Genomic DNA, 25612 nt, shown 5'->3' on the forward strand with positions numbered 1-25612 from the left:
GGCGTCAGGGGCCGGGAGAGCGACGAGGCGCCCGCGGGCGGGATACCCTCGACGTTCCCCCGGCCCCTGACGGCCCCCGTCGGCCCGCGGGGCACCGAACGATCTGCGCCGAGGATGCGAGCGAGTTGCTGCAGGACATCGAGCCCTACCTGGTCTGCCCGCACTGCGCCCGCCCGCTGGCGCTGGACGGCCGCACCCTGCGCTGCGCCGACGGGCACGGCTTCGACCAGGCCCGGCAGGGCTACGTGAGCCTGCTCGCGGGGGACGCCAGGGCGGGCACCGCCGACACCGCCGACATGGTCGCGGCCCGCAGCGACTTCCTGGCGGCCGGCCACTACGCCCCGCTGGAACGGGCGTTGGCCGCGGCCGCCGCCGCGACCCCGGCCGACAGCGGACTGGTCGCGGACCTCGGCGCGGGCACCGGCCACTACCTGGCCCGGGTGCTGGAGACCCGGCCGGACGCGGCGGGCGCGGCCCTCGACCTGTCCAAGTACGCGCTGCGCCGCGCCGCGAAGGCGCACCCGCGGATCGGCGCCGTGGTCTGCGACGCCTGGCGCCCGCTCCCGCTGCGGGACGCCGCCGCGGACGTGCTGCTGAACGTGTTCGCGCCGCGCAACGGCCCCGAGATGCGGCGGGTGCTGCGCCCCGGCGGACGGCTGCTGGTGGCCGCCCCGACCTCCCGGCACCTGCGCGAACTGGTCGGCGCGCTGGGCCTGCTGTCGGTCGACGAGGACAAGGACCGGCGGATCGAGCAGAAGCTCGGCCCGTGGTTCACCCCGGTCGGGCGCACCGAGGTGGAGTTCGCGCTGCGGCTGTCGCGGACGGACGCCGCCGCCGTGGTCGGCATGGGACCGAGCGCCTGGCACACCGACCGGGCCGCGCTGGCCGCCGCGCTGGCGGCGCTGCCCGAACCGGTGGAGGTCACCGGTTCGGTGCTGGTCACCGCGTACGAGTGACGCCCCGTCCGGCCGTCCGGGTCGGTTGGGACTCGAAGGGGTGAAAGGGCGTCAGGAGAGACGTTTCTGCAGCTCAGGGCGCACCTAGAGTGCTCCGGGTGACCAGCGAAGCCCCCTTGGCCCCGCCCCCGGCGGCGGCCGCCGCCCGCGAGGTGCGGCCCGTGTCCGTCCGCGACGAACGGCCCGTGTCCGTCCGCGAGGTGCGGCAGGCACCCGTCCCGACGGTGAAGCGGCCCACCGTCGAGGAACTGCGGCTGACCTCCTTCAAGTCCTACCGGCGGGCCACCCTGTCGATGTCGCCGCTGACCGTGCTGCACGGGCCGTCCGGGGCGGGCAAGTCCAACGCGCTGGACGCCCTGACCGTGCTCTCCCGGCTCGCCCTCGGCGAGGAGATCCGGCCCTCGCTGGACGGCCTCGGCGGCCCGCGCGGCCCGCTCGCCGCCCCGGTGCGCGGCGGCCTGAACGGCTGCGTCCCGCACGGGCGCAACGCGATCATCCTCGGCTGCACCGTACGCTCCGGTGTCGGGACGATCCGGCTCGAAGTCGTGGTCCGCACCGACGGACGCGTCCGGATCGCCCGGGAATCGCTCACCCTGGACGACCGCACCCTGATGGAGACCGGCGAACAGGACCTCACCCGCGGCCGGGTCAACGTCACCTGGCACAACGACTCCCGGCAGGGCGACATCCGCGCCCCGCTGCCCAGCGGCAGCCTGATCACCGCCCAACTCCCCTTGCGGGTCGCCGGATCCTCCAACGGCGAACGCAAGGTGCTGGCCGCCGCCGAACAGGTGCTCACCGCGCTGCGCGAGGTGTTCGCGCTGCACCCCGTGCCCGCCGCGATGCGCGGCTGGAACCGACCCGAACCGCAGGCCAGGCTGCTCGGCACCGCCGCCAACGTCTCCGCCGTCCTCGACCGGCTGGCGCACGAGTGCCCGCGACGCTGGGCCCGCCTGCTGCGCGCCGTCCAGGCCGCCGCCCCGCACCCGTTGCTCGGCCTCGGCGTCGCCCGCCGCGGCGACGGCGACCGGCAGCGCCTGCTCGCCGTCTTCGACGAGGGCGTGCTCGGCCGCACCGGCGCCGACCAGGCCGCCGACGGCATGCTGCGCCTGCTCGCCTTCGCCGCCGTCCTGCTCACCGGCGCCGCCGTCCTCGACGTCGACCCAGCCATCGAAGTGCCGGACGCCCACCGGCAGTTGGTCCTGCTCGCCGAGGACCTCGGCGCGGGCCTGGCGAGCGACCAGGTCGCCGCCCTGCTGGCCCTGGCCCGCGAGGTCACCGGCAAGGGCGACATCCGGCTGCTCGCCACCCTCCAGGAGCCCGGCCCGGCGCTGGGCCCGGACGGCGTCGAACTCGTCGAGTGCCGACGCGATCCGGCCACCGGGCACAGCCTGCTGCGCCGCACCGACCCCGCCGCCCGGGTGCCGGTGCAGGGGGCGGCGCGCGGCGAGGGCGCGGTGGTAGACCTGGGGGAATGAGCGACGAAGAGGAACCCGCGACCGTGGCGGACCGGGCGGACCGGGCGGATCGGCTGGGCGGGGCGGATCGGGCAGGCAGCGCGGATCGGGCGGACCTGCCCGAGGCCGGGCTGACGGTGCCCGAACTGCAGCGGCGGCTGGCCGAGTTCGCGGCCGTCCGGCACTGGCAGCAGTTCCACACCCCGAAGAACCTGGCCTCGGCGCTGACCGTCGAGGCGGGTGAACTGCTGGAGGTGTTCCAGTGGTTGACGCCCGAGCAGGCCGCGGACGTGATGTCGGACGCGGACTCGGCGCACCGGGTCCGTGACGAGGTCGCCGACGTGCTGGCCTACCTGCTGCAACTGTGCACCGTGCTGGAGGTGGACCCGCTGCGGGCGCTGGCGGAGAAGATCGAGCGCAACGAGAGCAGGTTCCCGGCACCCTGAGCGGGTTCCCGGTGCCCTGAGCGGGTTCCCAGTGGCGGGGGAAATCATCCGGAATTCCCCCCTGCGGGGGACCCCGGTTGTCCACAGGGCCGGGTTGTCCACAGGCCGGCCGAACCCGCTGGGAGCGCCCGGCGCCCGGCGGCACGCTGATCCCCGTGACCGACCGCCGAAGGACGGCGGCGGTGAGCGAGGGGAGCGCACCGTGGAGGCGCTGCGACTGATCAAGACCGTCCGGCACGCCCTGGCCGAGGCCCGGACGACCGGCGACATCCTGCACGAGGCCTGGCAGTCCGGGCTGCTCACCGAAGCGGTCGGGGCCCGGATCGCCGACCACGAGGAGGAGGCGATCGCCACCCTCGGGCAACTGCTCTGCGAGGCCGGCGCGCACACCGCGAGCTGCCTGCGCCAACCGCCCGAACCGGGCCTGGACGACCTGCCCGGCGGCCCGGTCGGCGTCTATCCGGAGTGGACCGGGCCGACACTGGTCGAGCGGTTCGGCGCGCTCGGCGAGCTGGAGCCGGTGCTGGCCGAGCTCGCCCTGCTGCTGGGGGACGCCAACGAGAGCCTGGTGGTGCTCGCCTGCGGGGCGGACACCGAGAGCCTGTACTGGAGCTGCATCGACGGGCTGGACGCGGGCTCCGAATGCCGCGACCTGGTGGCCCAGCTCCTGCGCGAGCAACGGAGGCTGACGGGCGCGCGGGCCCCGGACGACGGGCCGGGCGAGGAACCGCGGGACGGTTCGGGCGGCGGGCCGGGCGGGCCGTGGGACGGGTCGGGGGAGGGCGAGGCCGGGGAGCTGGGAGCGGCGGTCGGGGCGGGGGCTCCGGGCGCGGCCCGGCGGGAGGAGACGAGGCTCGTGATCCCGCTGGGTCCGCCGGTCCCGGCGGTGCGCGGCGCTCAGGCGCGAGGCGAGTCGTCCGCCGGGGAGTCCTGCCCACCGCGGGCGGTCGAGGAGCGCAGGTCGGAGTCGAATCCGGCCAGGTCGGTGTTGATCGAGGCGATCAGCTCCTGCATCTGCTCCAACAGCGACTTCGGAGTGGCGGACGCGCCGCCCGCGGCAGTGTCCGCGGTGGGCGGCTCGGTCCAGGGCTCGGACATGAGGGGGCCCCTTCAGCTCGGTGGTGCGGTGTGAAGCGCCAGGGTCGGCGCCGCCGGTCCAACGAGCCCCCGCCGCGCGCGGTCACCCCGGACCACCCGTTGAGGTCCAACCGGCGGGTCCGGTCAGCCGCAGGAGTGAGCCGAGTTTGCGGGGGCCGCCCCCGCTCGGCTACGGCCCCGGACCGCTACCGGGGCCGGACCGTCGGAGGCCACCGGGTCCACCGGGTCCATCGGGGTCACCGGGGCCGCTGAGGTCGCCGGGGCCGCCGGGGCCGTGCGGCAGCAGCCGGACGACAGCGGTACGACAGCCGGACGGCCGGGCTGCTGGAGAGCAGACACCGGCCGTCGGACGGACACCACCTGACAGGAGGTCAGTTGTGCGAGTGCAGGTCCGCGTTCAGACCGCCCCACGAGCCGGAGCGGGCGATCACCTCGACCGCACCGGACTGCGAGTTGCGGCGGAACAGCAGGTTGTCCTGGCCGGACAGCTCCACGGCCTTGGCCACCGAGCCGTCCGGGGCGGTGACCCGGGTGCCGGCGGTGACGTACAGACCCGCCTCGACCACGCAGTCGTTGCCCAGCGAGATGCCGATGCCCGCGTTGGCGCCCAGCAGGCAGCGCTCGCCCACCGAGACGACCTGCTTGCCGCCACCGGACAGGGTGCCCATGATCGAGGCGCCGCCGCCGATGTCGCTGTGGTCGCCGACCACCACGCCCGCGCTGATCCGGCCCTCGACCATCGAGGTGCCCAGGGTGCCCGCGTTGAAGTTGACGAAGCCCTCGTGCATCACGGTGGTGCCCTCGGCCAGGTGCGCGCCCAGGCGCACCCGGTCGGCGTGGGCGATCCGGACGCCGGACGGCGCCACGTAGTCGGTCATTCGCGGGAACTTGTCGATGCCGTACAGGGCGAGCTGCCCGCCCTCGGCGCGCACCGCCAGCCGGGCCCGCTCCACGTTGGCGACCGGGGTCGGGCCGATCGAGGTCCAGGCGACGTTCGCCAGCAGGCCGAAGATGCCGTCCAGGTTCTGGCCGTGCGGCTTCACCAGACGGGCGGAGAGCAGGTGCAGGCGCAGGTAGACGTCGTGCGCGTCCAGCGGCTTCTCGTCCAGCGAGGAGATCACGGTGCGCACCGCCACCACCTCGACGCCGCGGCGGGCGTCGGTGCGGAGCGCCTCGGCCGCGCCGGGGCCGAGCGCCAGCTCGGCCTCCTCGGCGCTCAGCCGGACGGTGCCGGACGGGCCCGGGGCGGCGGCCAGCTCGGGCGCCGGGAACCAGGTGTCGAGGACGGTGCCGTCGGCCGCGATGGTCGCCAGGCCGGCGGCCACCGCGCCGCTTGCGGGGGTGGAGGTTTCAGCAGTCACACCCCGCACCGTAACCAATCGGGCCGAGGGCTGACCAACACGCTCACCGGACGGACAAAACCTGGTGCCCCCGGACGGGCCCGCGGGACATACTCGGCCGGGTGTTCGTATCGATCTCCACTACCGGCACCGCCGAGAACCCCGCCTCCGACCTGGGCTTCCTACTGCACAAGCACCCCGACCGGGTGCAGCGGTTCGCCACCGCGCACGGCACCGCGCACGTCTTCTACCCCGAGTCCGGTGAGTGGTCCTGCACGGCCGCGCTGCTGCTGGAGGTCGATTCCGCGGCGCTGCTCCGCCAGGGCCGCGGCAAGGGCCGGTCCGGCTCCCCCGACCTCGCGCTCGCCCAGTACGTCAACGACCGCCCGTACGCCGCCTCCTCGCTGCTCGCGGTGGCGCTGCGCACGGTCTACCGGTCCGCGATGAAGGGCGAGTGCGTGCACCGGCCCGAGCTGCCCGGCCGCGCGCTGCCGCTGCGGATTTCGCTGCCCGCCGTCCCGGTGGCCGGTGCCGGCGGCCCCGGGCTGGTGGAGCGGCTGTTCGCACCGCTGGGCTGGCAGGTCGACGCGCGGCCCGTCCCGCTGGACGAGTCCTTCCCCGAGTGGGGCGACTCCCGGTACGTGCGGCTCGAACTGACCGGCACCCTGCGGCTCGCCGACGCGCTGCAGCACCTCTACGTGCTGCTGCCCGTCCTCGACGGGGCCAAGCACTACTGGGTCGCCCCCGACGAGGTCGACAAGCTGCTCGCGGCCGGTCACGGCTGGCTCGCCGACCACCCCGAACGGGCCCTGATCACCCGTCGCTACCTGGCCCGCCGCTGGTCGCTGACCAAGCTCGCGATGGAACGCCTCGCCCTGGCCCGGCTGGCCGAGGCCGACGACCGCGAGGCCGAGGAGATCGACAACGCCGTCCCGGACGCTCCGGAGGGCGCGGACGTCCCGGAGGCTTCGGGTGCCGCAGTAACCGCAGACACCGCAGGAGCAGTGGAGGTGACCGCCATCGACCCGGCCGACCCGGCTGACCCGGCTGACCCGGCCGACCCGCTCACCGCTCCGTCCGGTGCGGCCGGTCCGACCGCGGCCACCGAGCGGGGTGAGTCGCTCGCCGCGCAGCGGCGGACGGCGATCCTGGCGGCGCTGGCCCGGACGGGCGCGGCCCGGGTGCTCGACCTGGGCTGCGGGCAGGGCGAGTTGGTCGGCGCGCTGCTCAAGGAGCCGCGGGTCACCGAGGTGCTCGGGGTGGACGTGTCCTCGCGGGCGCTGACGATCGCCGCCCGTCGGCTCCACCTGGACCGGATGCCGGAGCGCCTGGCCCGCCGGGTCAAGCTGGTCCAGGGCGCCCTGACGTACACCGACGCCCGGCTGAAGGGCTACGACGCGGCGGTGCTGTGCGAGGTGGTCGAGCACCTCGACCTGCCCCGGCTGCCCGCGCTCGAGTACGCGGTGTTCGGCGCGGCCCGGCCCGCGGCGGTCGTGGTCACCACCCCGAACGCCGAGTACAACGTCCGCTGGGAGACCCTGCCCGCCGGGCGGATGCGCCACGACGACCACCGCTTCGAGTGGAGCCGGGCCGAGTTCGCGGCCTGGGCGGAGCGGGTCGCCGCCGCCTACGGCTACGGCGTCGAGCTGGAGCCGGTCGGCCCGGTCGACCCCGAGGTCGGCGCGCCCACCCAGCTCGCCCACTTCCGCCTCGCCGAACCCGACCCGACCGCAGCCACCGCCACCGCCACCAGTACGGCCACGGCCACCACCAGTACCGCCACCGCCACCGACGCCCCGTCGAACGACCTCGCCCCGGAAGGGAGCGCCCACCGATGACCACCGAAACCCCGGAGCCGACCCCTGCCCGGGCGGGCCGCCGACTGCCCGTCACCGACGTCTCGCTGGTGGTGCTGATCGGCAGCACCGGTTCCGGCAAGTCCACGTTCGCGCGCAAGCACTTCAAGCCGACCGAGGTGGTCTCCTCCGACTTCTGCCGCGGCCTGGTCGCCGACGACGAGAACGACCAGTCCGCCTCCGGCGACGCCTTCGACCTGCTGCACTACATCGTCGGTAAGCGGCTCGCGGCGGGCCGGCGCACCGTGGTCGACGCCACCAACGTCCAGGACCACGCCCGCCGGGCCCTGGTCGCGATCGCCCGGGAGCACCACGTGCTGCCGATCGCCATCGTGCTGGACGTCCCGGCCGAGGTGTGCGCCGAGCGCAACCGGGCCAGGGCCGACCGGCAGCTGCCCGCCCACGTGATCCCCCGCCACCAGCGGGACCTACGCCGTTCGCTGCGCGGGCTGGAGCGCGAGGGCTTCCGCAAGGTGCACGTGCTGCGCGGGGTCGAGGAGGTCGAGCACGCCGAGATCGTCCCGGAGAAGCGGTACAACGACCTGCGGCACCTGACCGGCCCGTTCGACGTCGTCGGCGACGTCCACGGCTGCCGCTCCGAGCTGGAGACCCTGCTCGGCCGGCTCGGCTACGCGATCACCCGCGACGAGCAGGGCCGCGCCGTCGACGCCGCGCACCCCGAGGGCCGCACCGCGGTCTTCGTCGGCGACCTGGTCGACCGCGGCCCGGACAGCCCGGGCGTGCTGCGCCTGGTGATGGGCATGGTCGAGGCCGGTCACGCCCTCTGCGTCCCCGGCAACCACGAGAACAAGCTGGGCCGCTGGATGGACGGCCGCACGGTCACCGTCTCGCACGGCCTGCAGGAGACGATCGACCAACTGTCCGCGGAGAGTGAGGAGTTCCGGGCCCGGGTGCGGGAGTTCATCCGCGGCCTGGTCAGCCACTACCTGCTGGACGGCGGCGCGCTGGTGGTCTGCCACGCCGGTCTGCCGGAGAAGTTCCACGGCCGCGCCTCCGGCCGGGTCCGCTCCCACGCGCTGTACGGCGACACCACCGGCGAGACCGACGAGTACGGCCTGCCGGTGCGCTACCCGTGGGCCGAGGAGTACCGCGGCCGCGCCCTGGTGGTCTACGGCCACACCCCGGTGCCGGTGGCGAGCTTCCTCAACAACACCATCTGCCTGGACACCGGCGTCGTGTTCGGCGGCAGCCTCACCGCGCTGCGCTACCCGGAGCGGGAGGTCGTCACCGTCCCGGCCGAGCAGGAGTGGTACGCGCCGGTCCGCCCGATGCGCACCGACGCGCCCGGCGGCCGCGAGGGCCGCCCGCTCGACCTCGCCGACGTGGTCGGCCGCCGGGTGGTGGAGACCGCGCACCTGGGCAACGTCGCCGTCCGGGAGGAGAACGCCGCCGCCGCGCTGGAGGTGATGAGCCGCTTCGCGCTCGACCCGCGGCTGCTCGGCTACCTGCCGCCGACCATGGCCCCCTCGCCGACCTCCCGGCGCGAGGGTCTGCTGGAGCACCCCGAGGAGGCGCTCCTCGCCTACCGGCAGGACGGCGTGCGCCAGGTGGTCTGCGAGGAGAAGCACATGGGTTCCCGGGCCGTCGTCCTGGTCGCCCGGGACGGGGCCGCCCTGGAGAAGCGCTTCGGCCTGCCCGGCCCCGGCGCGATCTGGACCAGGACCGGCCGCGCCTTCCTGTCCGACCAGGGACTCACCGACGCGCTCCTCGACCGGCTCCGCGCCGCCGCCGAGCACACCGGCCTGTTCGACGAACTCGACACCGGCTGGCTGCTGCTGGACGCCGAGCTGATGCCCTGGTCGCTCAAGGCGGTCGAGCTGCTGCGCCGCCAGTACGCCGCCGTCGGCGCGGCCGCCGGGGCCGCCCTGCCCGCCGCGCTCGACGCCCTCGCCCGGGCCGCCGACCGCGGGCTGGACGTGGCGGAGCTGACCGACCGCCAGCAGGGGCACGCCGCCGATGCCCGGGCCTTCACCGAGGCGTACCGGCGCTACTGCTGGCCGACCGAGGGCCTCGACGGCGTCCGGCTGGCCCCGTTCCAGCTGCTCGCCGCCGAGGGCGCCAACCTGGCGCTGCGCCCGCACACCGAGCACCTCGCCCTGATCGACCGGCTGGTGGACGCCGACCGGCTGCTCGCCGCGGGGACGGAGGGCACCGCGCCGGTGCTGCACCGCACCGGGCGGCTGCTGGTCGACACCGCGGACGACTCCTCGATCGCCGCCGCCGTCGCCTGGTGGGAGGAGCTGACCGCGGCGGGCGGCGAGGGCGTGGTGGTCAAGCCGGTCGATCCGCTGCACCGGGACGGCTCCGGTCGGCTGGTCCAGCCGGGGATGAAGGTCCGCGGCCGCGAGTACCTGCGGATCATCTACGGGCCGGACTACACCCGGCACCTGGACCGGCTGCGCCAGCGCTCGCTCGGCCACAAGCGCTCGCTCGCCCTGCGGGAGTACGCGCTCGGCCTGGAGTCGCTGGACCGGCTGGCGGCCGGTGAGCCGCTGTGGCGGGTGCACGAGGCGGTGTTCGCGGTGCTGGCCCTGGAGTCCGAACCGGTCGACCCCCGGCTCTGACCCGGTTCTGACCCCGCTCCTGATCCAGGCCCCGGCCCCGGCTGCGGCTCGCTCCCCGAGCGCCACGGCCGGGGCGCGGCCGGGGCGCGGCCCGGGGACGGCCATCGAAGTGTTGCATGAATATTCGAATCCTCGTATACACTTCCCACTTCAGTCCGTTGACCGACCCAGGAGACCGGTATGGCGTTCAACCTCCGGAACAGGCACTTCCTCAAGGAGCTCGACTTCACTCCCCAGGAGTTCCGTCACCTGGTCGACCTGGCGGCCCAGCTGAAGGCCGCCAAGTACGCGGGCACCGAGCAGCCCCGGCTGCGCGGCAAGAACATCGCGCTGATCTTCGCCAAGACCTCCACCCGCACCCGCTGCGCCTTCGAGGTGGCCGCCCACGACCAGGGCGCCTCCACCACCTACCTGGACCCGGCCGGGTCGCAGATGGGGCACAAGGAGTCGATCAAGGACACCGCCCGGGTGCTGGGCCGGATGTTCGACGGGATCGAGTACCGCGGCGACGGGCAGGAGGTCGTCGAGGAGCTGGCCGCGCACGCGGGCGTCCCGGTCTGGAACGGCCTGACCGACGAGTGGCACCCCACCCAGATGCTCGCCGACGTGCTCACCGTCCAGGAGCACTCCGCCAAGCCGCTGAACGAGACCACCCTGGTCTACCTCGGCGACGCCCGCTTCAACATGGGCAACTCGCTGCTGGTCACCGGCGCGCTGCTGGGCATGGACATCCGGATCGTCGCCCCGGCCTCGCTCTGGCCCAGCGAGGAGGTCCGCAAGGCGGCCGACTCGCTGGCCGAGGCCAGCGGCGCCCGGATCACCCTCACCGAGGACGTGGCGGCCGGCGTGGTCGGGGCGGACTTCCTCTACACCGACGTCTGGGTGTCGATGGGCGAGCCCAAGGAGGTCTGGGCCGAGCGGATCGCGCTGCTCAAGCCGTACCAGGTCTCGATGGACACGGTGCGCGCCACCGGCAACCCGGCGGTCAAGTTCCTGCACTGCCTGCCCGCGTTCCACGACCTCGGCACCGAGGTCGGGCGGCAGATGTTCGAGCTCACCGGCATGTCGGAACTGGAGTGCACCGACGAGCTGTTCGAGTCCGCGCACTCCGTGGTCTTCGACCAGGCCGAGAACCGCCTGCACACCATCAAGGCCGTGATGGTGGCGACCCTCGGGTCCTGACGGCCCCGGGCGCGGCCCCGGTCCCGGCCCCGGGCGCGGGGACGCCCGCCGGACGCAGCAGGGTCCGGCGGGCGTTCGCGCGTGGCGGGAGGGAAGCCCGCGGCCTCAGAAGTCGACGTCCACGCAGGCCGCCCGGTCGGCCGCGGCGTGCGGCCCGGTGGGGGTGCCCGCGTGCAGGACCAGCGAGTGCGCCTCGTCCGGGCGGAACTCCCACGGGACGGTCGCCGAGGCGGTGCCGGACCCGTCCGGGTCGGTGCGCAGCGTCATCCGCACCTCGTTGTCGGCCGCGTCCGACCCCGCCACCTGCTGGTAGTGCGGCCCGGAGGAGGCCGGGTCGGCGCCGCAGCGCCCGGTGTGCACGTGCGCCGGGAACTCGTGCGCCCCGGCCGCCCCGGCCAGCTCCACCGTGACGGAGGTGTGCCCGGCCGCCCGCCCGACCGTGACCCGCACCTGCGAGCCGTACGGCACCAGGTCGGGCGCGTGGGTGACCGCCCGGGCCGGGACGAAGCCGTCCGCCCGGTCGAACCGGGCGTCCACCACCCGACCGGCCCCCGGACCGGCCGGGGCGTCCGTCGGGCGGCCCAGGGCACCGGGCGGCCCGATCGGCAGCAGGGCGAGCGGCACCAACAGCGCACCGGCAGCGGGGGACAGGGGCATCGCGGACCTTCCGACGGGCCGTCAGGGACAACACCCGACACGGTGGCCGCCCCCGCCCCGCCGCGCACGCCGCCGTGCCGCACCGCCACCCGCAGTCACCCGTACGGGAACCGGGCTCGAACCGGGACGCGAACGGGGACGCGAACGGAGACGCGCGCCCGACGCGGACCGGCGGTCAGTCCGCCGTGATGCCGCGGATCTCGCAGCGCGGCCCGCTGGCGCGCATCAGGCGCAGGTCGGCGGTGACCAGCGGGGCGCCGTGGAGTTCGGCGACCGCGACGTAGGCGGCGTCGTCCGGGGTCAGGTTGTCCTTGAGCTCCCAGATCCGACCGAGCAGCGGGGCGACCTCCACCTTGCGGATGGCCAGGCCGGGGAGCCGGAGGGTGAGTCCGGCGACCTCCTCGGCGGTCAACTGCTTGGCCAGGTACAGCCCGCGCAGCGACTGCATCACCTCGATCACCACGTGCTCGGGCGCCACCCACTCGGGGTCGGCGGCCAGAGCGGCCCGGGCGGCATCGCCCCGGGGCCCCCGGTCGGAGAGCGACAGCACCAGCGCGGAAGCGTCCACCACGATCACCCGCCCACCGTAGTCCGCCCGCCCCCGCCGCCCGGCCCGGGGGTGCCGGGTGCGGACCCGTACCGCTACGGGCGGGCACCGCCCGCCGCGGCGGGCGCGCCGCTGCCGGGGACGGTGGTGAGGGAGGGGTCGGGGGAGGAGGGCGGGCTGGTGGCGGCCGCGGCCGCCTGCTTCTTCGCGAGTTCCTGGGCCGCCTGCCCGTCGCGGTCGGCGGACAGCCGCTGGTGCAGGTCCACCGCGACCTTGCCCATGACGGTCCGGTCGAGCGGTGGGGTGCCGCCCGCCGGCCCGGTGGCGGACAGGACGAACCGGAAGCCGCGCTGGTCCGTCAGCTCCGCCCGGTAGACGGTCCGGCCCCGGTCGTCGGAGAGGGCGAGGACCACGCCGTCGGCACCCTCGTCGCGGAGGGGGGCGCAGGACTGGACGGCCGGGTTCTCGCGGCAGTCGTCGTTCCGGTCCCGGTCCGGCGCGGACTCGTCGACCCGCTGCATGCGCACCTCGATCGTCCCGGCGTCCTCGCCGGGACCCCGGTGGAACCTGGCCAGGACGGAGGCCGTCGGGCCGTCCCAGGCCGTGTCGGTGCCCTCCCAGCCGCTGAGGACCAGCCCGCGCGGGACGAACGGCAGCAGCCGGTCGAGCACCGCCGGCCGGGCCGGGACGGACGGCGAGGCGGTGGCGGCGCCCCCGCCAGCGACCCCGCCGCCGCCCCCGCCAGCGGTCGCGCCCGCGCCAGGGCCCGCGCCAGGGCCGGTGCCCGGGGCGGCGGCCGACACCGCGGGCGGGGCCGCGGCGGGGCGCAGCAGCAGCCCGCCGCCCACGGCCAGCGCGGCGACGGCGGCGACCGCCCCGGCGAACGCGAGCCGCCGCCGCAGCCGGATGCTCCGCCCCTCGGCAGTGGCCCCGGCGACCAGCAGGCCGAGGTCGGGCGCGCTGCTGCCGACCGCCCGCGCGAAGACGTCGCTCAGCTCCTGCTCGGACATCGGAGGGTTCTCGCTTTCTGGCGGTCGTCACGGTCACGGTCACGGACGGGCACGAGTCACGGGCAGGGGCGCGTCACGGCACCAGGCTGTCCAGGTGCGGGGCGAGTTGGCGGCGCAGCCTGGTCAGGGCCCGCAGGGAGCGGACCCGGACGGTGCCGGGGGAGAGCTGGAGTTCGGCGGCGGTCTCGTCGACGCTCCGGTCCTCCCAGTAGCGCAGCACGAGCACGGCCCGGTCCTTGGGCGGCAGTTCGGCGAGCGCGGCGAGCAGGGCGACCCGCAGCGCGGGGTCGTGGTCGGGGGCGGCCTGCTCGGGGAGGCCGTCGAGCACCGGCAGTTCGGCGCTGCGGCGCAGTCTGCGGTGCGAGAGGTAGCAGCGGACCAGCACGGTGCGGGCGTACGCGGCGGGGCTCTCGGCCTGCGCGACCCGGTGCCAGGAGGCGTAGATCCGGGCGAGGGCGGTCTGGGTGAGGTCCTCGGCGAGGTGCCAGTCGCCGCACAGCAGCAGGGCGGTGCGGAACAGCGCGGCGCCCCGGCTGTGCGCGAACTCCTCGAACTCGCGCCGCTCCTCGGCGCCCCTGCGTCGTCCCACCACCATCCGCGCGCCCCTGTCCTCGTCCTCGTCCGCCGTCCCGGTCCGTCGCCCCCGCGGAACCCGGCGGCCCCGCGAGACCCGCGGCCCTCGCGGCCCCGTCAAGGAACAGACGCGCGGAGCGGCCGGTACGTTGCGCCCCGGTCGTGTTCCGGGGGCGGGGAGGTGCACCCTGGTGGGGAACCGCGGTGGGGCGAGCCGGTGGAGTGCGGGCGGACCCCATGCACTATGGTTTATCTCGACATCGAGATACATTCCGCGTTACGCTTTATCTTGACGTCAAGATACTTGCCGAGAGGCGCAGGCCTTCCATCATCGGCTCGGTAAGCGGCGGCAGTCAGGTTAGCTGAGGCTTACCTTATCACCGGGTGGACCAAGAAGGAGTCAGTCGTGTCCGCGAACAGCTTCGACGCCCGCAGCTCGCTGCAGGTGGGCGACGAGTCGTACGAGATCTTCAAGCTCTCCGCCGTCGAGGGTTCCGAGCGGCTGCCGTACAGCCTCAAGGTCCTGCTGGAGAACCTGCTCCGCACCGAGGACGGCGCCAACATCACCGCCGACCACATCCGCGCCCTCGGCGGCTGGGACCCGACGGCCGAGCCGTCCGAGGAGATCCAGTTCACCCCGGCGCGCGTGATCATGCAGGACTTCACCGGCGTGCCCTGCGTGGTCGACCTGGCCACCATGCGCGAGGCCGTGAAGGAGCTGGGCGGCGACCCGTCCAAGATCAACCCGCTGGCGCCGGCCGAGCTGGTCATCGACCACTCCGTCATCGCCGACAAGTTCGGCACCCCGGACGCCTTCGTCCAGAACGTCGAGATCGAGTACGGCCGCAACAAGGAGCGCTACCAGTTCCTGCGCTGGGGCCAGACCGCGTTCGACGAGTTCAAGGTCGTCCCGCCCGGCACCGGCATCGTCCACCAGGTCAACATCGAGCACCTGGCCCGCACCGTCATGGTCCGCAACGGCCAGGCGTACCCCGACACCTGCGTCGGCACCGACTCGCACACCACGATGGTCAACGGCCTGGGCGTGCTGGGCTGGGGCGTCGGCGGCATCGAGGCCGAGGCCGCGATGCTCGGCCAGCCGGTCTCGATGCTGATCCCGCGCGTGGTCGGCTTCAAGCTGAACGGCCAGCTCCCGGCCGGCACCACCGCCACCGACCTGGTGCTCACCATCACCGAGATGCTGCGCAAGCACGGCGTGGTCGGCAAGTTCGTCGAGTTCTACGGCGAGGGCGTCACCTCGATCCCGCTGGCGAACCGCGCCACCATCGGCAACATGTCGCCGGAGTTCGGCTCGACCTGCGCGATCTTCCCGATCGACGCCGAGACCATCAACTACCTCAAGCTCACCGGCCGCAGCGAGCAGCAGCTCGCCCTGGTCGAGGCGTACGCCAAGGAGCAGGGCCTCTGGCACGACCCGTCGGTCGAGCCGGTCTACTCCGAGTACCTGGAGCTGGACGTCTCCACCGTCGTCCCGTCGATCTCCGGCCCGAAGCGCCCGCAGGACCGCGTGGTGCTGGCCGAGGCCGCCGAGCGCTTCCGCACCGCCGTGCGCGACTACGTCGGCGTCGACGAGGCCGGCGAGGAGTCCTTCCCCGCCTCCGACGCCCCGGCGTTCAGCAACGGCATCCACCGGCCGACCCTGGTCACCGCCCCCGACGGCTCGTCCTACGAGATCGACAACGGCGCGGTCGTGATCGCCTCGATCACCTCCTGCACCAACACCTCCAACCCCTCCGTCATGCTGGGCGCCGCCCTGCTGGCGAAGAAGGCCGTGGAGAAGGGCCTGTCGGTCAAGCCCTGGGTCAAGACCACCCTGGCGCCCGGCTCCAAGGTCGTCATGGACTACTACGAGAAGGCCGGCCTGCTCCCGTACATGGAGAAGCTGGGCTTCAACCTGGTCGGCTACGGCTGCGTGACCTGCATCGGCAACTCGGGCCCGCTGCCCGAGGAGGTGTCGAAGGCGGTCAACGACAACGACCTCGCGGTCGTCTCGGTGCTCTCCGGCAACCGCAACTTCGAGGGCCGGATCAACCCGGACGTCAAGATGAACTACCTGGCCTCCCCGCCGCTGGTGGTCGCCTACGCGATCGCGGGCAACATGGGCGTGGACATCACCAAGGACGCCCTGGGCCAGGACGCCGACGGCAACGACGTCTTCCTCGCCGACATCTGGCCGTCGGAGCAGGAGGTGGCCGAGGTGGTCGCCAGCTCCATCGACCAGGACATGTTCACCAAGGACTACGCGGACGTCTTCGCGGGCGACCACCGCTGGCAGTCGCTGCCCGTCCCGACCGGCGACACCTTCGAGTGGGACGCCGAGTCCACCTACGTCCGCAAGCCCCCGTACTTCGAGGGCATGGCCAAGACCCCGAGCCCGGTGACCGACATCTCCGGCGCCCGCGTGCTGGCCAAGCTGGGCGACTCGGTCACCACCGACCACATCTCCCCGGCCGGCAACATCAAGCCCGGCACCCCGGCGGCGCAGTACCTGACCGCCAACGGCGTGGAGAAGCGCGACTTCAACTCGTACGGCTCGCGCCGCGGCAACCACGAGGTGATGATCCGCGGCACCTTCGCCAACATCCGCCTGCGCAACCAGATCGCGCCGGGCACCGAGGGCGGCTACACCCGCGACTTCACCCAGGCCGACGCCCCGGTGTCGTTCATCTACGACGCCTCGCAGAACTACCAGGCCGCGGGCATCCCGCTGGTGGTCCTGGCGGGCAAGGAGTACGGCTCCGGCTCGTCCCGCGACTGGGCGGCCAAGGGCACCGCGCTGCTCGGCGTCAAGGCCGTCATCGCCGAGTCCTACGAGCGCATCCACCGCTCCAACCTGATCGGCATGGGCGTCCTGCCGCTGCAGTTCCCGGCCGGCCAGAACGCCGAGTCGCTGGGCCTGACCGGCCAGGAGACCTTCGAGATCACCGGTGTCACCGAGCTGAACGAGGGCCGCACCCCGAAGACCGTCAAGGTCAAGGCGGTCGGCGCGGCGGGCGAGACCGTCGAGTTCGACGCGGTGGTGCGCATCGACACCCCCGGCGAGGCGGACTACTACCGCAACGGCGGCATCCTGCAGTACGTGCTGCGCAGCCTGATCGGCTGATCCGAGCAGTGCCGGAAGGCCGCACCGCCCCGCGAGGGGCGGTGCGGCCTTCGCCGTTCCCCGGCACGGATCCTGCCGTTCCCCTTGTGCGGGCACCGCCGAGTGGACTAAACCTCTCCACAGCACATGGTCCATACCAATTGACGCTGAATCGGAGAGATTCACGGAATGACCAGACGCAGCTCCGCCGCACTCCTCGTCGCGGCCACGCTCGGCGCCCTGCTCGTCTCCCCGGCGGCCGCCCAGGCCCACGGGGACGACGACCGCGGCGGCCGCCACCGGCTGGAGGGCCAGCGGGTCGGCTACTTCACCCAGTGGGGCATCTACGGCGGCTTCTCCGCCAAGAACGTCCAGACCAGCGGTCAGGCCGGCAAGCTGACCGTGATCAACTACGCCTTCGGCAACGTCTCCGCCGACGGCACCTGCTTCGAGGCCAACGCGGCCGGGGTGGGCGACGCCTGGGCCGACTACCAGCGCCCGGTGGGCGCCGAGGAGTCGGTGGACGGCGTGGCCGACACCGCCGACCAGGCGCTCAAGGGCAACTTCAACCAGATCCGCAAGCTCAAGGCGGCCAACCCGCAACTGCGCGCGGTGATCTCGCTGGGCGGCTGGAGCTGGTCCAAGTACTTCTCGGACGCGGCGCTCACCGACGAGTCGCGGAAGAAGTTCGTCTCCTCCTGCATCGACCTGTACCTCAAGGGCGACCTGCCGCAGCTGGGCTCCGCCGAGGGCGGCGCGGGCGCGGGCGCCGGGGTGTTCGACGGCATCGACATCGACTGGGAGTACCCGGGCGGCGGCGGTGACGGGGGCAACGTGGTGCGCCCCGAGGACGGGAGGAACTACACCCTGCTGATGCAGGAGTTCCGCCGCCAACTGGACGCGCTGTCCGGCAGGAAGGGCCCGCACTACCTGCTCACCGCGGCGGTCCCGGCCGGCGAGGCGAAGATCGACCAGATCGAGGTCAAGAAGGTCGCCAAGTCGGTGGACTGGCTCAACCTGATGACCTACGACCTGCACGGCCCGTGGGAGGCCCAGGGGCCGACCAACCACGACGCCAACCTCTACACCGACCGGGCCGACGCCTCCGGGCTGCGGCTCAGCGTCGACCGGGTGGTGCGCACCTACCTGGACCGCGGCCTGCCCGCGAAGAAGGCCGTGGTGGGCGTCCCGTTCTACGGCTACGGCTGGACGGGCGTGCCGGCCGGCCCGAAGAAGGACGGCCTGTACCAGTCCGCCACCGGCCTGGCCCGGGGCGGGAACCTGCCGTACAACCAGATCAAGGACCTGCCGGGCACGGTCTTCACCGACCGCGCGCACGGGGCGACCTGGAAGTACGACGGCACCGAGTTCTGGACGTACGACACCCCGGACCTGCTGACCCGCAAGGCCCGGTACGTCGAGGAGAACGAGCTGGGCGGCGTGATGGCCTGGTCGCTCGACAACGACGACGCCCGGGGCAGCCTGGTCGCCGCCCTGGACAAGGGCCTCCAGGACCGCTGACCCCGGGTCGGGCGGTCCCGCGCGCAGCTTCGCGCAGCACGGTGCTCGAACCGTGCTGCGCGAAGCTGCGCATTTCTATGTCCTCGCGCGCACGAACGCGCTAGATTCCCGTCCAGGCCCGGTGCGGGCGCGCAATTCGCAGGGTCCCTGCACATTGCACATGCTGCATCGCCGACAACGGTTCGACTGTCAGGTTTGTTATCAGACCCGCTGACTATTGCCGCTGAGTGAACAGTGGACTATACCTTTGCAGCATCATCACACCGCCTCTGACCGGCACCTTCGCCGCTGGGCACCTTCCGGGCTAGGGGAGTTGACGCTGCGTCGGCTCCGGTCCGCTTCTTCTGGAACTGAGGGGTTAGGGCACTCATGGGCTCTGCAACTGAGTACAACCGTCGCGACCTGTTCAAGCGGGCGGCCGCGATCACCGTCCTCGCGGCGGGCGGCACCTCGCTGCTCGCGGCCTGCGCCGGTGGTTCCGGCAGCAGTGACAACAAGTCGGGCGCCTCCCCGACGCTCGGTGGCGACAGCAAGAACCCGTTCGGCGTGAAGGCCAGCGACGCGCTGGACGTCGTGATCTTCAAGGGCGGCTACGGCGACGACTACGCCAAGGTCTTCGAGGACGCCTACAAGAAGGCCTACGCGGGCGCGAACGTCTCCCACCTGGGCACCCAGGAGATCAGCGGCAAGCTGCAGCCGCGCTTCAACGCGGGCAGCCCGCCGGACGTGTTCGACAACTCCGGCGCCCAGGCCATGAAGGCGGACGTCCTGGTCAGCGCCGGTCAGCTGACCGACCTGACGGTGCTGCTGGAGGCCCCGTACCTGGACGACCCGTCCAAGAAGATCAAGGACGTCCTGCTGCCCGGCACCGTCGAGCAGGGCACCATCGACGGCAAGATGTACTCGCTGAACTACGTCTACACCGTGTTCGGCCTCTGGTACTCCGCCAAGCTCTTCAAGGACAAGGGCTGGACCGCGCCGAAGACCTGGGACGAGTTCATCACCCTCTGCGGCACCATCAAGGCCGCGGGCATCGCCCCGTTCGCGCACCAGGGCAAGTACCCCTACTACGCGAACTACATCATCTTCAGCCTGATCGCCAAGCAGGGCGGCCTGGACCTGGTCAAGAAGATCAACGCCTGTGACACGGCGGCCTGGGACGACCCGGCGGTGCTGGCCGGCGTCAAGGCGTTCTACAAGATCATGGAGGGCGACTTCCTCCTTCCCGGCACCAACGGCATGACCCACACCGAGTCGCAGACCGCCTGGTGCCAGGGCAAGGCCGCCTTCATCCCGTCCGGCTCCTGGCTGGAGAACGAGATGCTGGCCTCCACCCCGGCCGACTTCGACATGGCCTTCCTGCCGGTCCCGTCGCTGCCGAACGACAAGCTGCCCGCCACCGCCCTGTGGGCCGGCGCCGGCGAGCCGTTCATGGTCCCGAGCAAGGCCAAGAACAAGGCCGGCGGCCTCGAGTTCCTGCGCATGATGCTGACCAAGGACGGCTCCTCCAAGTTCGTGGCCACCGCGAACTCGCTCACCGTCCTGAAGGACGGCGTCAACGCGGACGTCCCGCTCAAGCCGGGCACCAAGTCCTCGGCCGCCGCGGTCAAGGCGGCCGGCGACGTCACCTTCAACTTCAGCTTCCAGGACCTGCAGACCGCGTTCGACGCCGAGGTCGAGAACGCCACCAACGAGCTGGTCAACAAGCGCATCACCCCGGAGGAGTGGGTCTCCCGCGGCAAGGCCGCCACCTCCAAGAAGGTCTGACCCACCAGCAGGCCGACGGCTTGTCACCGCAAGGCCGGGGCCCGCTCGCGGGCCCCGGCCGTTCCACGCGATACCGCAGTTCCAGGCCTGTCTGACCACAGGCTGTCGGCGGACAGGAGCAGCTCCCATGCGTCACCGTAAAACACCCTTCATCCTCGGGTTCCTCGTGGTTCCCGTGGCGCTGTACATCGCCCTGGTCATCTGGCCCTACCTGCAGACCTTCGGCTACTCGCTGACCGACTGGTCCGGCGCCTCGTCCGAGATGAACTTCATCGGGCTGGACAACTACACCGCGCTGTTCAAGGACGGCGCCTTCCTCGGCGCGCTGCGGCACAACCTGCTGCTGCTGATCGTGCTGCCGCTGGCCACCATCCTGCTGGCGCTGTTCTTCGCCTTCATGCTCAACGTGGGCGGCAGGAGCGGCACCGGCGGCGTGCAGGGCGTGCGCGGCTCGGCCTTCTACAAGGTCGTCTTCTTCTTCCCGCAGGTGCTCTCGGTCGCCATCCTGTCGGTGCTGTTCCAGGGCGTGTACCGGACCGACAAGGGCGGCCTGCTCAACGGCGTCCTGATCACGCTCGGCATCGTCGACGAGAAGCACCCCTGGGACTTCGCGTCCAACCCGACCTTCGGCCTGTGGTGCGTCATGGGCGTGATCGTCTGGTCCGGCGTCGGCTTCTACCTGGTGCTGTTCTCGGCCGCCATGCAGAGCATCCCGAAGGACATCTACGAGGCCGCCCTGCTGGACGGCGCCCAGCGCGGCACCACCTTCTTCAAGATCACGCTGCCGCTGCTCTGGGAGAGCATCCAGACCGCCTGGGTCTACCTCGCGATCGCCGCGATGGACGCCTTCGCCCTGGTCTCCACCATGACCCCCGGCGCGTACTACGGCGGTGGCCCGGACCACCACAGCGAGATCATGGCGACCTTGCTGATGCGCAACTTCATCACCTACGGCAAGGCCGGCTACGCCTGCGCCATGGGTGTGGTGATCTTCTTCATCACCCTGGTCCTGTCCGTCGTCTCGCTCCGGGTCACCCGGCGCGAGAAGATCGAGTTCTGAGGTTCCCGGCATGAGCACCAACACCGACGCGACCACCGGAATCCCGGCCCAGCGCAGCGGAGGGAACGACAAGCCGCGCAAGCCCGGCAAGGAGCAGCGCTTCGCCGACGGCGGGGGGATCCTCAACGTCTTCTCGCACGGCTTCCTGGCCCTGTGGGCCGTGCTGATCATCGTCCCGCTGATCTGGATCGTCCTCGGCTCGTTCAAGAACAACACCGAGATCGGCGACAGCGCCTGGAGCTGGCCCTCGCACTGGGGCTTCGACGCCTTCACCCGCGCCTGGGACAAGGGCATCGGCGACTTCTTCGTCAGCACCGTGATCGTGCTGGCCGGTTCGCTCACCCTGACCATGCTGCTGGGCTCGATGGCCGCCTACGTGCTGGCCCGCTACGAGTTCCGCGGCAACCGGGTCATCTACTACTTCTTCGTGGCCGGTGCGATGTTCCCGGTCTACCTGGCGCTCGTCCCGCTGTTCTTCATGATGAAGAACCTCGGTGCGGCGATCCCCTGGCTCGGCCTGAACCAGTACGCCGGCCTGATCCTGGTCTACACGGCCTACTCGCTGCCGTTCACCGTGTTCTTCCTGCACTCGTTCTTCCGGTCGCTGCCCAGCGCCGTCCACGAGGCCGCGATGATCGACGGCTGCTCGCACACCCGGGCGTTCTTCCAGGTCATGGTGCCGATGGCGAAGTCCGGCCTGATCAGCGTGTTCATCTTCAACGTGCTCGGCCAGTGGAACCAGTACCTGCTGCCGCTGACCCTGATGCAGCAGCAGAGCAGTGGCGACCCGGACCGCTCGATGCTGGCCCAGGGCCTGATGAACCTGGCCCAGCAGTCCGGCTACGCCAGCGACTTCCCCGGCCTGTTCGCGGGCATGACGATCGCGATGCTGCCGGTGCTGGTGGTGTACCTGTCCTTCCAGCGGCAGGTCCAGGCGGGTCTGACCTCGGCCACCCTGAAGTAACCGCGCCACTCCCGCACACGGGGCAACCCCCTCCCCGGAGGAGGGAGTTGCCCCGTCGGCGTCACCGGGCGTCGCACTCCTGGGCGCGCAGCGCCCGGGCCAGGTCGTCCCGGCACTCCAGCACCAGCCGGCGCAGCGCCGGGGCGGCGTCCGGGTGGGCGTCCAGCCAGGCGTCGGTGGCGGCCAGGGTCCGCGGGGTGGTCTGGTACCGCGGGAAGAAGCCGCCGACGATCCGCATCGCGATCTCGATCGAGCGCTCCGCCCAGACCGACTCCAGCAGCTCGAAGTACGGCGCGGCGTACGGGGCGGTCAGCTCCCGCTGCCCGGCCCGGTTGAAGCCCGCGATCTGGGCCTCCACCAGGGCGTTGGGCAGCTCGTCGGAGTCGACCACCGCGGCCCAGGCGGCGGCCTTGGCGTCCGGGACGGGCAGCGCGGCCAGGCACTGGGTCTGCTGGCGGCGGCCGCTGGCGGTGTGGTCGCGGGCCAGTTCGGCGGCCAGCTCCTCGGCGGTGGCGGCCCCGTGCGCGGCCAGCGCCAGCCAGAAGCTCCAGCGCAGCTCCTGGTCGACGTCCAGGCCGTCGATCCGGCCGGTGCCGTCGAGCAGCCCGCGCAGCAGCCGCAGGTGGTCGGCGCGCTCGGCGGTGTCGGCCAGGAACCGGGCCCAGGCGAGCTGGTGGTCGCTGCCGGGGGCGGCCTGCGACAGCTCGCGCAGCGCGCACTCGGCGAGCGCGGCGCCGTACTCGGCGCGGTGGGCCGGGTCGGCGTACACCGCCAGCGCGGTGGCGGCCTGCTGGTGCAGGGACTGCAGGACGCCGACGTCGGACTCCCGGCCGGCGAAGCGCAGCACCAGGTCGAGGTAGTCGCGGGTGGGCATCAGACCGTCCCGGGTCAGGTTCCACACCGCGGACCAGGCCAGCGCCCGGGCCAGGCTCGGAGTGCTGCCGCCGTCCGGGCCGGTGCCGTCGGCCAGGTCGCCGAGGCCGGTGCGCAGGGTCTCCAGCGAGTGCTCGTCGAAGCGGACCTTGCAGTACGTCAGGTCGTCGTCGTTGACCAGCACCAGCGCGGGCAGCTCCCGCCCGGCCGCCCCGGCGACCACGGTGCGCTCCCCGGCGACGTCCAGCTCGTAGCGGTCGGTGCGGACCAGCGCGCCGTCCGCGCCCCGGTCGTACAGGCCGACCGCGATCCGGTGCGGCCGCAGCGGCGCGCCGTCCTGGCGGACCGCCAGCTCGGTGATCCGGCCCTCGGCGTCGCAGGTCACCTCGGGGGTCAGGGTGTTGACGCCGGAGGTCTGCAGCCAGGCGGCGGCCCAGGCGCGCAGGTCGCGGCCGCCGGTCTCCTCCAGGGCGTCCAGCAGGTCCTCCAGGACGGTGTTCCCGAAGGCGTGCTTCCTGAAGTAGGCGCGGGCGCCCTCGAAGAAGGCCTCCGGGCCGACGTAGGCGACCAGTTGCTTGAGGACGGAGGCGCCCTTGGCGTAGGTGATGCCGTCGAAGTTGAGCTTGGCGTCCTCCAGGTCCCGGATGTCCGCGGTGATCGGGTGGGTGGTGGGGAACTGGTCCTGCCGGTACGCCCAGGCCTTGCGGCGGTTGGCGAAGGTGATCCAGGCGGAGCGGTACTCCGTGCCCGCGGCGATCTGCGCGTAGGAGCCCATGAAGTCGGCGAACGACTCCTTCAGCCACAGGTCGTCCCACCACTTCATGGTGACCAGGTCGCCGAACCACATGTGGGCCATCTCGTGCAGGATCACGTTGGCCCGGGACTCGTACGCGGCCTCGGTGACCTTCGAGCGGAAGACGAACTCCTCGCGGAAGGTCACGCAGCCCGGGTTCTCCATCGCGCCGATGTTGTACTCGGGGACGAAGCACTGGTCGTACTTGCCGAACGGGTACGGGTAGTCGAACTCCTGGTGGAAGTAGTCCAGGCCCTGCTTGGTGACGGTGAGGATCTCGTCGGCGTCGAAGTGCGGGGCGAGCGAGCGGCGGCAGGTGGCGGCCAGCGGGATCTCCAGCAGCGTGCCGTCGGGCAGTTCGCGCGTGTAGTGGTCGCGCACCACGTGGTACGGGCCGGCCACCACGGCGGTCAGGTAGGTGGAGATCGGCCGGGTCGGCGCGAACTCCCAGGTGCGGGCGGCGCCTTCCTCGGTGATCCGCTCGTGCACCGCGTTGGCGTACACGTCCCAGGCGGCGGGGGCGGTCACGGTGAAGGTGAACGGGGCCTTCAGGTCCGGCTGTTCGAAGTTCGCGAAGACCCGGCGGGCGTCGGCCGGCTCGTAGTGGGTGTACAGGTAGGTCTCGCCGTCCACCGGGTCGACGAAGCGGTGCAGGCCCTCGCCGGTGCGGCTGTACGCGCACTCGGCGACCACGGTCAGCCGGTTGTGCGCGGCCAGCACCGGCAGCGTCACCCGGGCGCCGTCGAACACCTCGGCCACGTCCAGCGCGATGCCGTTCAGCTCGACCGAGACCACCTCGGGGGCCAGCAGGTCGGCGAAGCCGGTCGCGCCCGGCTCGGCGCAGTCGAAGGAGATCCGGGTGGTGGAACGGAAGGTGGGCCGGCCGGGGTCGGCCGCCGCACTGACGTCCAGGTGCACGCGGTAGCTCTCCACCCGGATGATCGCGGCCCGGTCGCGGGCCTCCTCACGGCTCAGGTTCTTGCCCGGCACGTCGGCACTCCTCTGTACGGAACACACGGTTTGGGAGTGTTCATGGCACCCCTCCGGGGGCATCCTTTCACGCCGTCCCACCTGTGCCATTGCACTGGGGAGGAATCATCGCGGCCGGTCCGGAGTTGCACCCCGGAGGGGAACCCCCGAACCGCCGAACCGCCGACCGAAGGGCGCCGTCAGTGACGACCGCAGACTCCCGCAAGATCGCCGACTTCTGGTTCGACCCGATCTGCCCGTGGGCCTGGATGACCTCCCGCTGGATGCTGGAGGTCGAGAAGCTCCGCCCGGTGGACACCCGTTGGCACGTGATGAGCCTGTCCGTCCTCAACGAGAACCGGGACGACCTGCCCGAGCAGTACCGCGACCTGCTGGCCGCCGGCTGGGGTCCGGTCCGGGTCCTGATCGCCGCCGCCCAGGCCCACGGCGAGAAGGTGCTGGGCCCGCTCTACACCGAGCTCGGCACCCGCTTCCACAACCAGGGCCTGCCCAACAACCGCGAGACGATCGTCGCCGCGCTGCGCGCCGCCGACCTGCCGGAGGAACTGGCCGACGCCGCCGACACCGACGCGTACGACGAGGCGCTGCGCGCCTCGCACGCCGAGGGCATCGGCCTGGTCGGCGAGGACGTCGGCACCCCGGTGATCGCCGTCGACGGCCCGGACGGCGACCGCGTCGCCTTCTTCGGCCCGGTCGTCACGCCCACCCCGCGCGGCGAGGCCGCCGCCCGGCTCTGGGACGGCACGATCCTGGTCGCCTCCACCCCCGGCTTCTACGAGATCAAGCGCACCCGCACCGCGGGCCCGTCCTTCGAGTAGCCGCCGACGCGCCGGA

At 72.7% G+C, this 25612-nt stretch carries 19 protein-coding genes; 13 read left to right on the forward strand and 6 right to left on the reverse strand.

Annotated features, from left to right (window positions below; translation table 11 throughout):
• Positions 1 to 125 precede the first annotated feature (125 nt).
• The 4 genes from ACFY00_RS34895 (at position 126) to ACFY00_RS34910 (ending at position 3991) form a co-directional block, all read left to right on the forward strand.
• Positions 126 to 956 carry a putative RNA methyltransferase gene (locus ACFY00_RS34895; protein WP_388037403.1) on the forward strand — a complete coding sequence of 277 codons (831 nt, stop codon included), beginning with the start codon at positions 126 to 128 and terminating at the stop codon, positions 954 to 956.
• Positions 957 to 1054: 98 nt separating this feature from the next.
• A complete protein-coding gene (locus tag ACFY00_RS34900) occupies positions 1055 to 2434 on the forward strand; it encodes an AAA family ATPase (RefSeq protein WP_388037406.1) in 1380 nt (459 codons plus the stop codon).
• Between the two features lie 53 nt (positions 2435 to 2487).
• Complete coding sequence (locus ACFY00_RS34905) at positions 2488 to 2859, forward strand: nucleotide pyrophosphohydrolase (RefSeq protein WP_388037473.1); 372 nt, start codon at positions 2488 to 2490, stop codon at positions 2857 to 2859.
• Positions 2860 to 3061: 202 nt separating this feature from the next.
• The gene (locus tag ACFY00_RS34910; RefSeq protein WP_388037409.1) at positions 3062 to 3991 is read left to right on the forward strand and encodes a DUF6099 family protein; all 930 of its coding nucleotides are present in this window, start codon (positions 3062 to 3064) and stop codon (positions 3989 to 3991) included.
• 337 nt (positions 3992 to 4328) lie between these two features.
• On the opposite strand, the gene dapD is transcribed toward ACFY00_RS34910, so the two are convergent.
• Positions 4329 to 5318: a 2,3,4,5-tetrahydropyridine-2,6-dicarboxylate N-succinyltransferase gene (dapD, locus tag ACFY00_RS34915; RefSeq protein ID WP_388037412.1), complete on the reverse strand. Its 990-nt coding sequence runs from the start codon at positions 5316 to 5318 to the stop codon at positions 4329 to 4331.
• Positions 5319 to 5419: 101 nt separating this feature from the next.
• On the opposite strand from dapD, the gene ACFY00_RS34920 reads away from it, so the two are divergent.
• From ACFY00_RS34920 to argF, 3 genes are all read left to right on the forward strand, one after another.
• Positions 5420 to 7135: a 3' terminal RNA ribose 2'-O-methyltransferase Hen1 gene (locus ACFY00_RS34920; RefSeq protein ID WP_388037415.1), complete on the forward strand. Its 1716-nt coding sequence runs from the start codon at positions 5420 to 5422 to the stop codon at positions 7133 to 7135.
• On the forward strand, positions 7132 to 9738 hold the full coding sequence (locus tag ACFY00_RS34925; RefSeq protein WP_388037417.1) for a polynucleotide kinase-phosphatase: 2607 nt from the start codon (positions 7132 to 7134) through the stop codon (positions 9736 to 9738). The genes ACFY00_RS34920 and ACFY00_RS34925 overlap by 4 nt, the downstream gene beginning before the upstream one ends.
• A 180-nt stretch (positions 9739 to 9918) precedes the next feature.
• A complete protein-coding gene (argF, locus tag ACFY00_RS34930; RefSeq protein ID WP_388037420.1) occupies positions 9919 to 10920 on the forward strand; it encodes an ornithine carbamoyltransferase in 1002 nt (333 codons plus the stop codon).
• A gap of 105 nt (positions 10921 to 11025) precedes the next feature.
• On the opposite strand, the gene ACFY00_RS34935 is transcribed toward argF, so the two are convergent.
• The 4 genes from ACFY00_RS34935 to ACFY00_RS34950 form a co-directional block, all read right to left on the reverse strand.
• Positions 11026 to 11577, reverse strand: coding sequence for a superoxide dismutase family protein (locus ACFY00_RS34935; RefSeq protein WP_388037422.1), 552 nt, complete (start codon positions 11575 to 11577; stop codon positions 11026 to 11028).
• 175 nt (positions 11578 to 11752) lie between these two features.
• The gene (locus tag ACFY00_RS34940; RefSeq protein ID WP_388037424.1) at positions 11753 to 12154 is read right to left on the reverse strand and encodes a type II toxin-antitoxin system VapC family toxin; all 402 of its coding nucleotides are present in this window, start codon (positions 12152 to 12154) and stop codon (positions 11753 to 11755) included.
• Between the two features lie 65 nt (positions 12155 to 12219).
• A complete protein-coding gene (locus ACFY00_RS34945; protein ID WP_388037426.1) occupies positions 12220 to 13134 on the reverse strand; it encodes a hypothetical protein in 915 nt (304 codons plus the stop codon).
• 73 nt (positions 13135 to 13207) lie between these two features.
• Positions 13208 to 13729: a SigE family RNA polymerase sigma factor gene (locus tag ACFY00_RS34950; protein ID WP_388037428.1), complete on the reverse strand. Its 522-nt coding sequence runs from the start codon at positions 13727 to 13729 to the stop codon at positions 13208 to 13210.
• A 384-nt stretch (positions 13730 to 14113) separates the two neighbouring features.
• Between ACFY00_RS34950 and acnA the strand changes: the two genes are divergently transcribed.
• The 5 genes from acnA to ACFY00_RS34975 all read left to right on the forward strand — a co-directional run bounded on the left by acnA (position 14114) and on the right by ACFY00_RS34975 (position 22122).
• Positions 14114 to 16831 (forward strand): aconitate hydratase AcnA, encoded by a 2718-nt coding sequence (acnA, locus tag ACFY00_RS34955; RefSeq protein WP_388037430.1) that lies wholly within the window; start codon positions 14114 to 14116, stop codon positions 16829 to 16831.
• Positions 16832 to 16999: 168 nt separating this feature from the next.
• Complete coding sequence (locus ACFY00_RS34960; protein ID WP_388037432.1) at positions 17000 to 18331, forward strand: glycoside hydrolase family 18 protein; 1332 nt, start codon at positions 17000 to 17002, stop codon at positions 18329 to 18331.
• A 369-nt stretch (positions 18332 to 18700) separates the two neighbouring features.
• Positions 18701 to 20098 (forward strand): N-acetylglucosamine/diacetylchitobiose ABC transporter substrate-binding protein, encoded by a 1398-nt coding sequence (gene ngcE, locus ACFY00_RS34965; protein WP_388037434.1) that lies wholly within the window; start codon positions 18701 to 18703, stop codon positions 20096 to 20098.
• Between the two features lie 127 nt (positions 20099 to 20225).
• Entirely contained in the window at positions 20226 to 21158 is a 933-nt protein-coding gene (locus ACFY00_RS34970; protein WP_388037436.1) for a carbohydrate ABC transporter permease, read from the forward strand.
• Between the two features lie 10 nt (positions 21159 to 21168).
• On the forward strand, positions 21169 to 22122 hold the full coding sequence (locus ACFY00_RS34975; RefSeq protein ID WP_388037439.1) for a carbohydrate ABC transporter permease: 954 nt from the start codon (positions 21169 to 21171) through the stop codon (positions 22120 to 22122).
• Between the two features lie 61 nt (positions 22123 to 22183).
• On the opposite strand, the gene pepN is transcribed toward ACFY00_RS34975, so the two are convergent.
• Positions 22184 to 24778, reverse strand: a complete 2595-nt coding sequence (gene pepN / locus ACFY00_RS34980) for an aminopeptidase N (protein ID WP_388037442.1) — start codon at positions 24776 to 24778, stop codon at positions 22184 to 22186.
• Positions 24779 to 24960: 182 nt separating this feature from the next.
• Here pepN and ACFY00_RS34985 point away from each other — a divergent pair, with 182 nt between their 5' ends.
• Positions 24961 to 25596, forward strand: a complete 636-nt coding sequence (locus tag ACFY00_RS34985; protein ID WP_388037444.1) for a disulfide bond formation protein DsbA — start codon at positions 24961 to 24963, stop codon at positions 25594 to 25596.
• The last annotated feature ends 16 nt before the right edge of the window (positions 25597 to 25612 follow it).

The organism is Kitasatospora sp. NPDC001540 (genome assembly GCF_042894345.1).
Taxonomy (GTDB): domain Bacteria; phylum Actinomycetota; class Actinomycetes; order Streptomycetales; family Streptomycetaceae; genus Kitasatospora; species Kitasatospora phosalacinea_C.

Bases quoted from the DNA above. Each gene is read 5' to 3' on its own strand.
- ACFY00_RS34975 (WP_388037439.1), top strand. From the start codon at position 21,169: ATGAGCACCAACACCGACGCGACCACCGGAATCCCGGCCCAGCGCAGC.
- ACFY00_RS34945 (WP_388037426.1), bottom strand. From the start codon at position 13,134: ATGTCCGAGCAGGAGCTGAGCGACGTCTTCGCGCGGGCGGTCGGCAGC.
- ngcE (WP_388037434.1), top strand. From the start codon at position 18,701: ATGGGCTCTGCAACTGAGTACAACCGTCGCGACCTGTTCAAGCGGGCG.
- ACFY00_RS34960 (WP_388037432.1), top strand. From the start codon at position 17,000: ATGACCAGACGCAGCTCCGCCGCACTCCTCGTCGCGGCCACGCTCGGC.
- ACFY00_RS34950 (WP_388037428.1), bottom strand. From the start codon at position 13,729: ATGGTGGTGGGACGACGCAGGGGCGCCGAGGAGCGGCGCGAGTTCGAG.
- ACFY00_RS34970 (WP_388037436.1), top strand. From the start codon at position 20,226: ATGCGTCACCGTAAAACACCCTTCATCCTCGGGTTCCTCGTGGTTCCC.
- ACFY00_RS34925 (WP_388037417.1), top strand. From the start codon at position 7,132: ATGACCACCGAAACCCCGGAGCCGACCCCTGCCCGGGCGGGCCGCCGA.
- argF (WP_388037420.1), top strand. From the start codon at position 9,919: ATGGCGTTCAACCTCCGGAACAGGCACTTCCTCAAGGAGCTCGACTTC.
- ACFY00_RS34935 (WP_388037422.1), bottom strand. From the start codon at position 11,577: ATGCCCCTGTCCCCCGCTGCCGGTGCGCTGTTGGTGCCGCTCGCCCTG.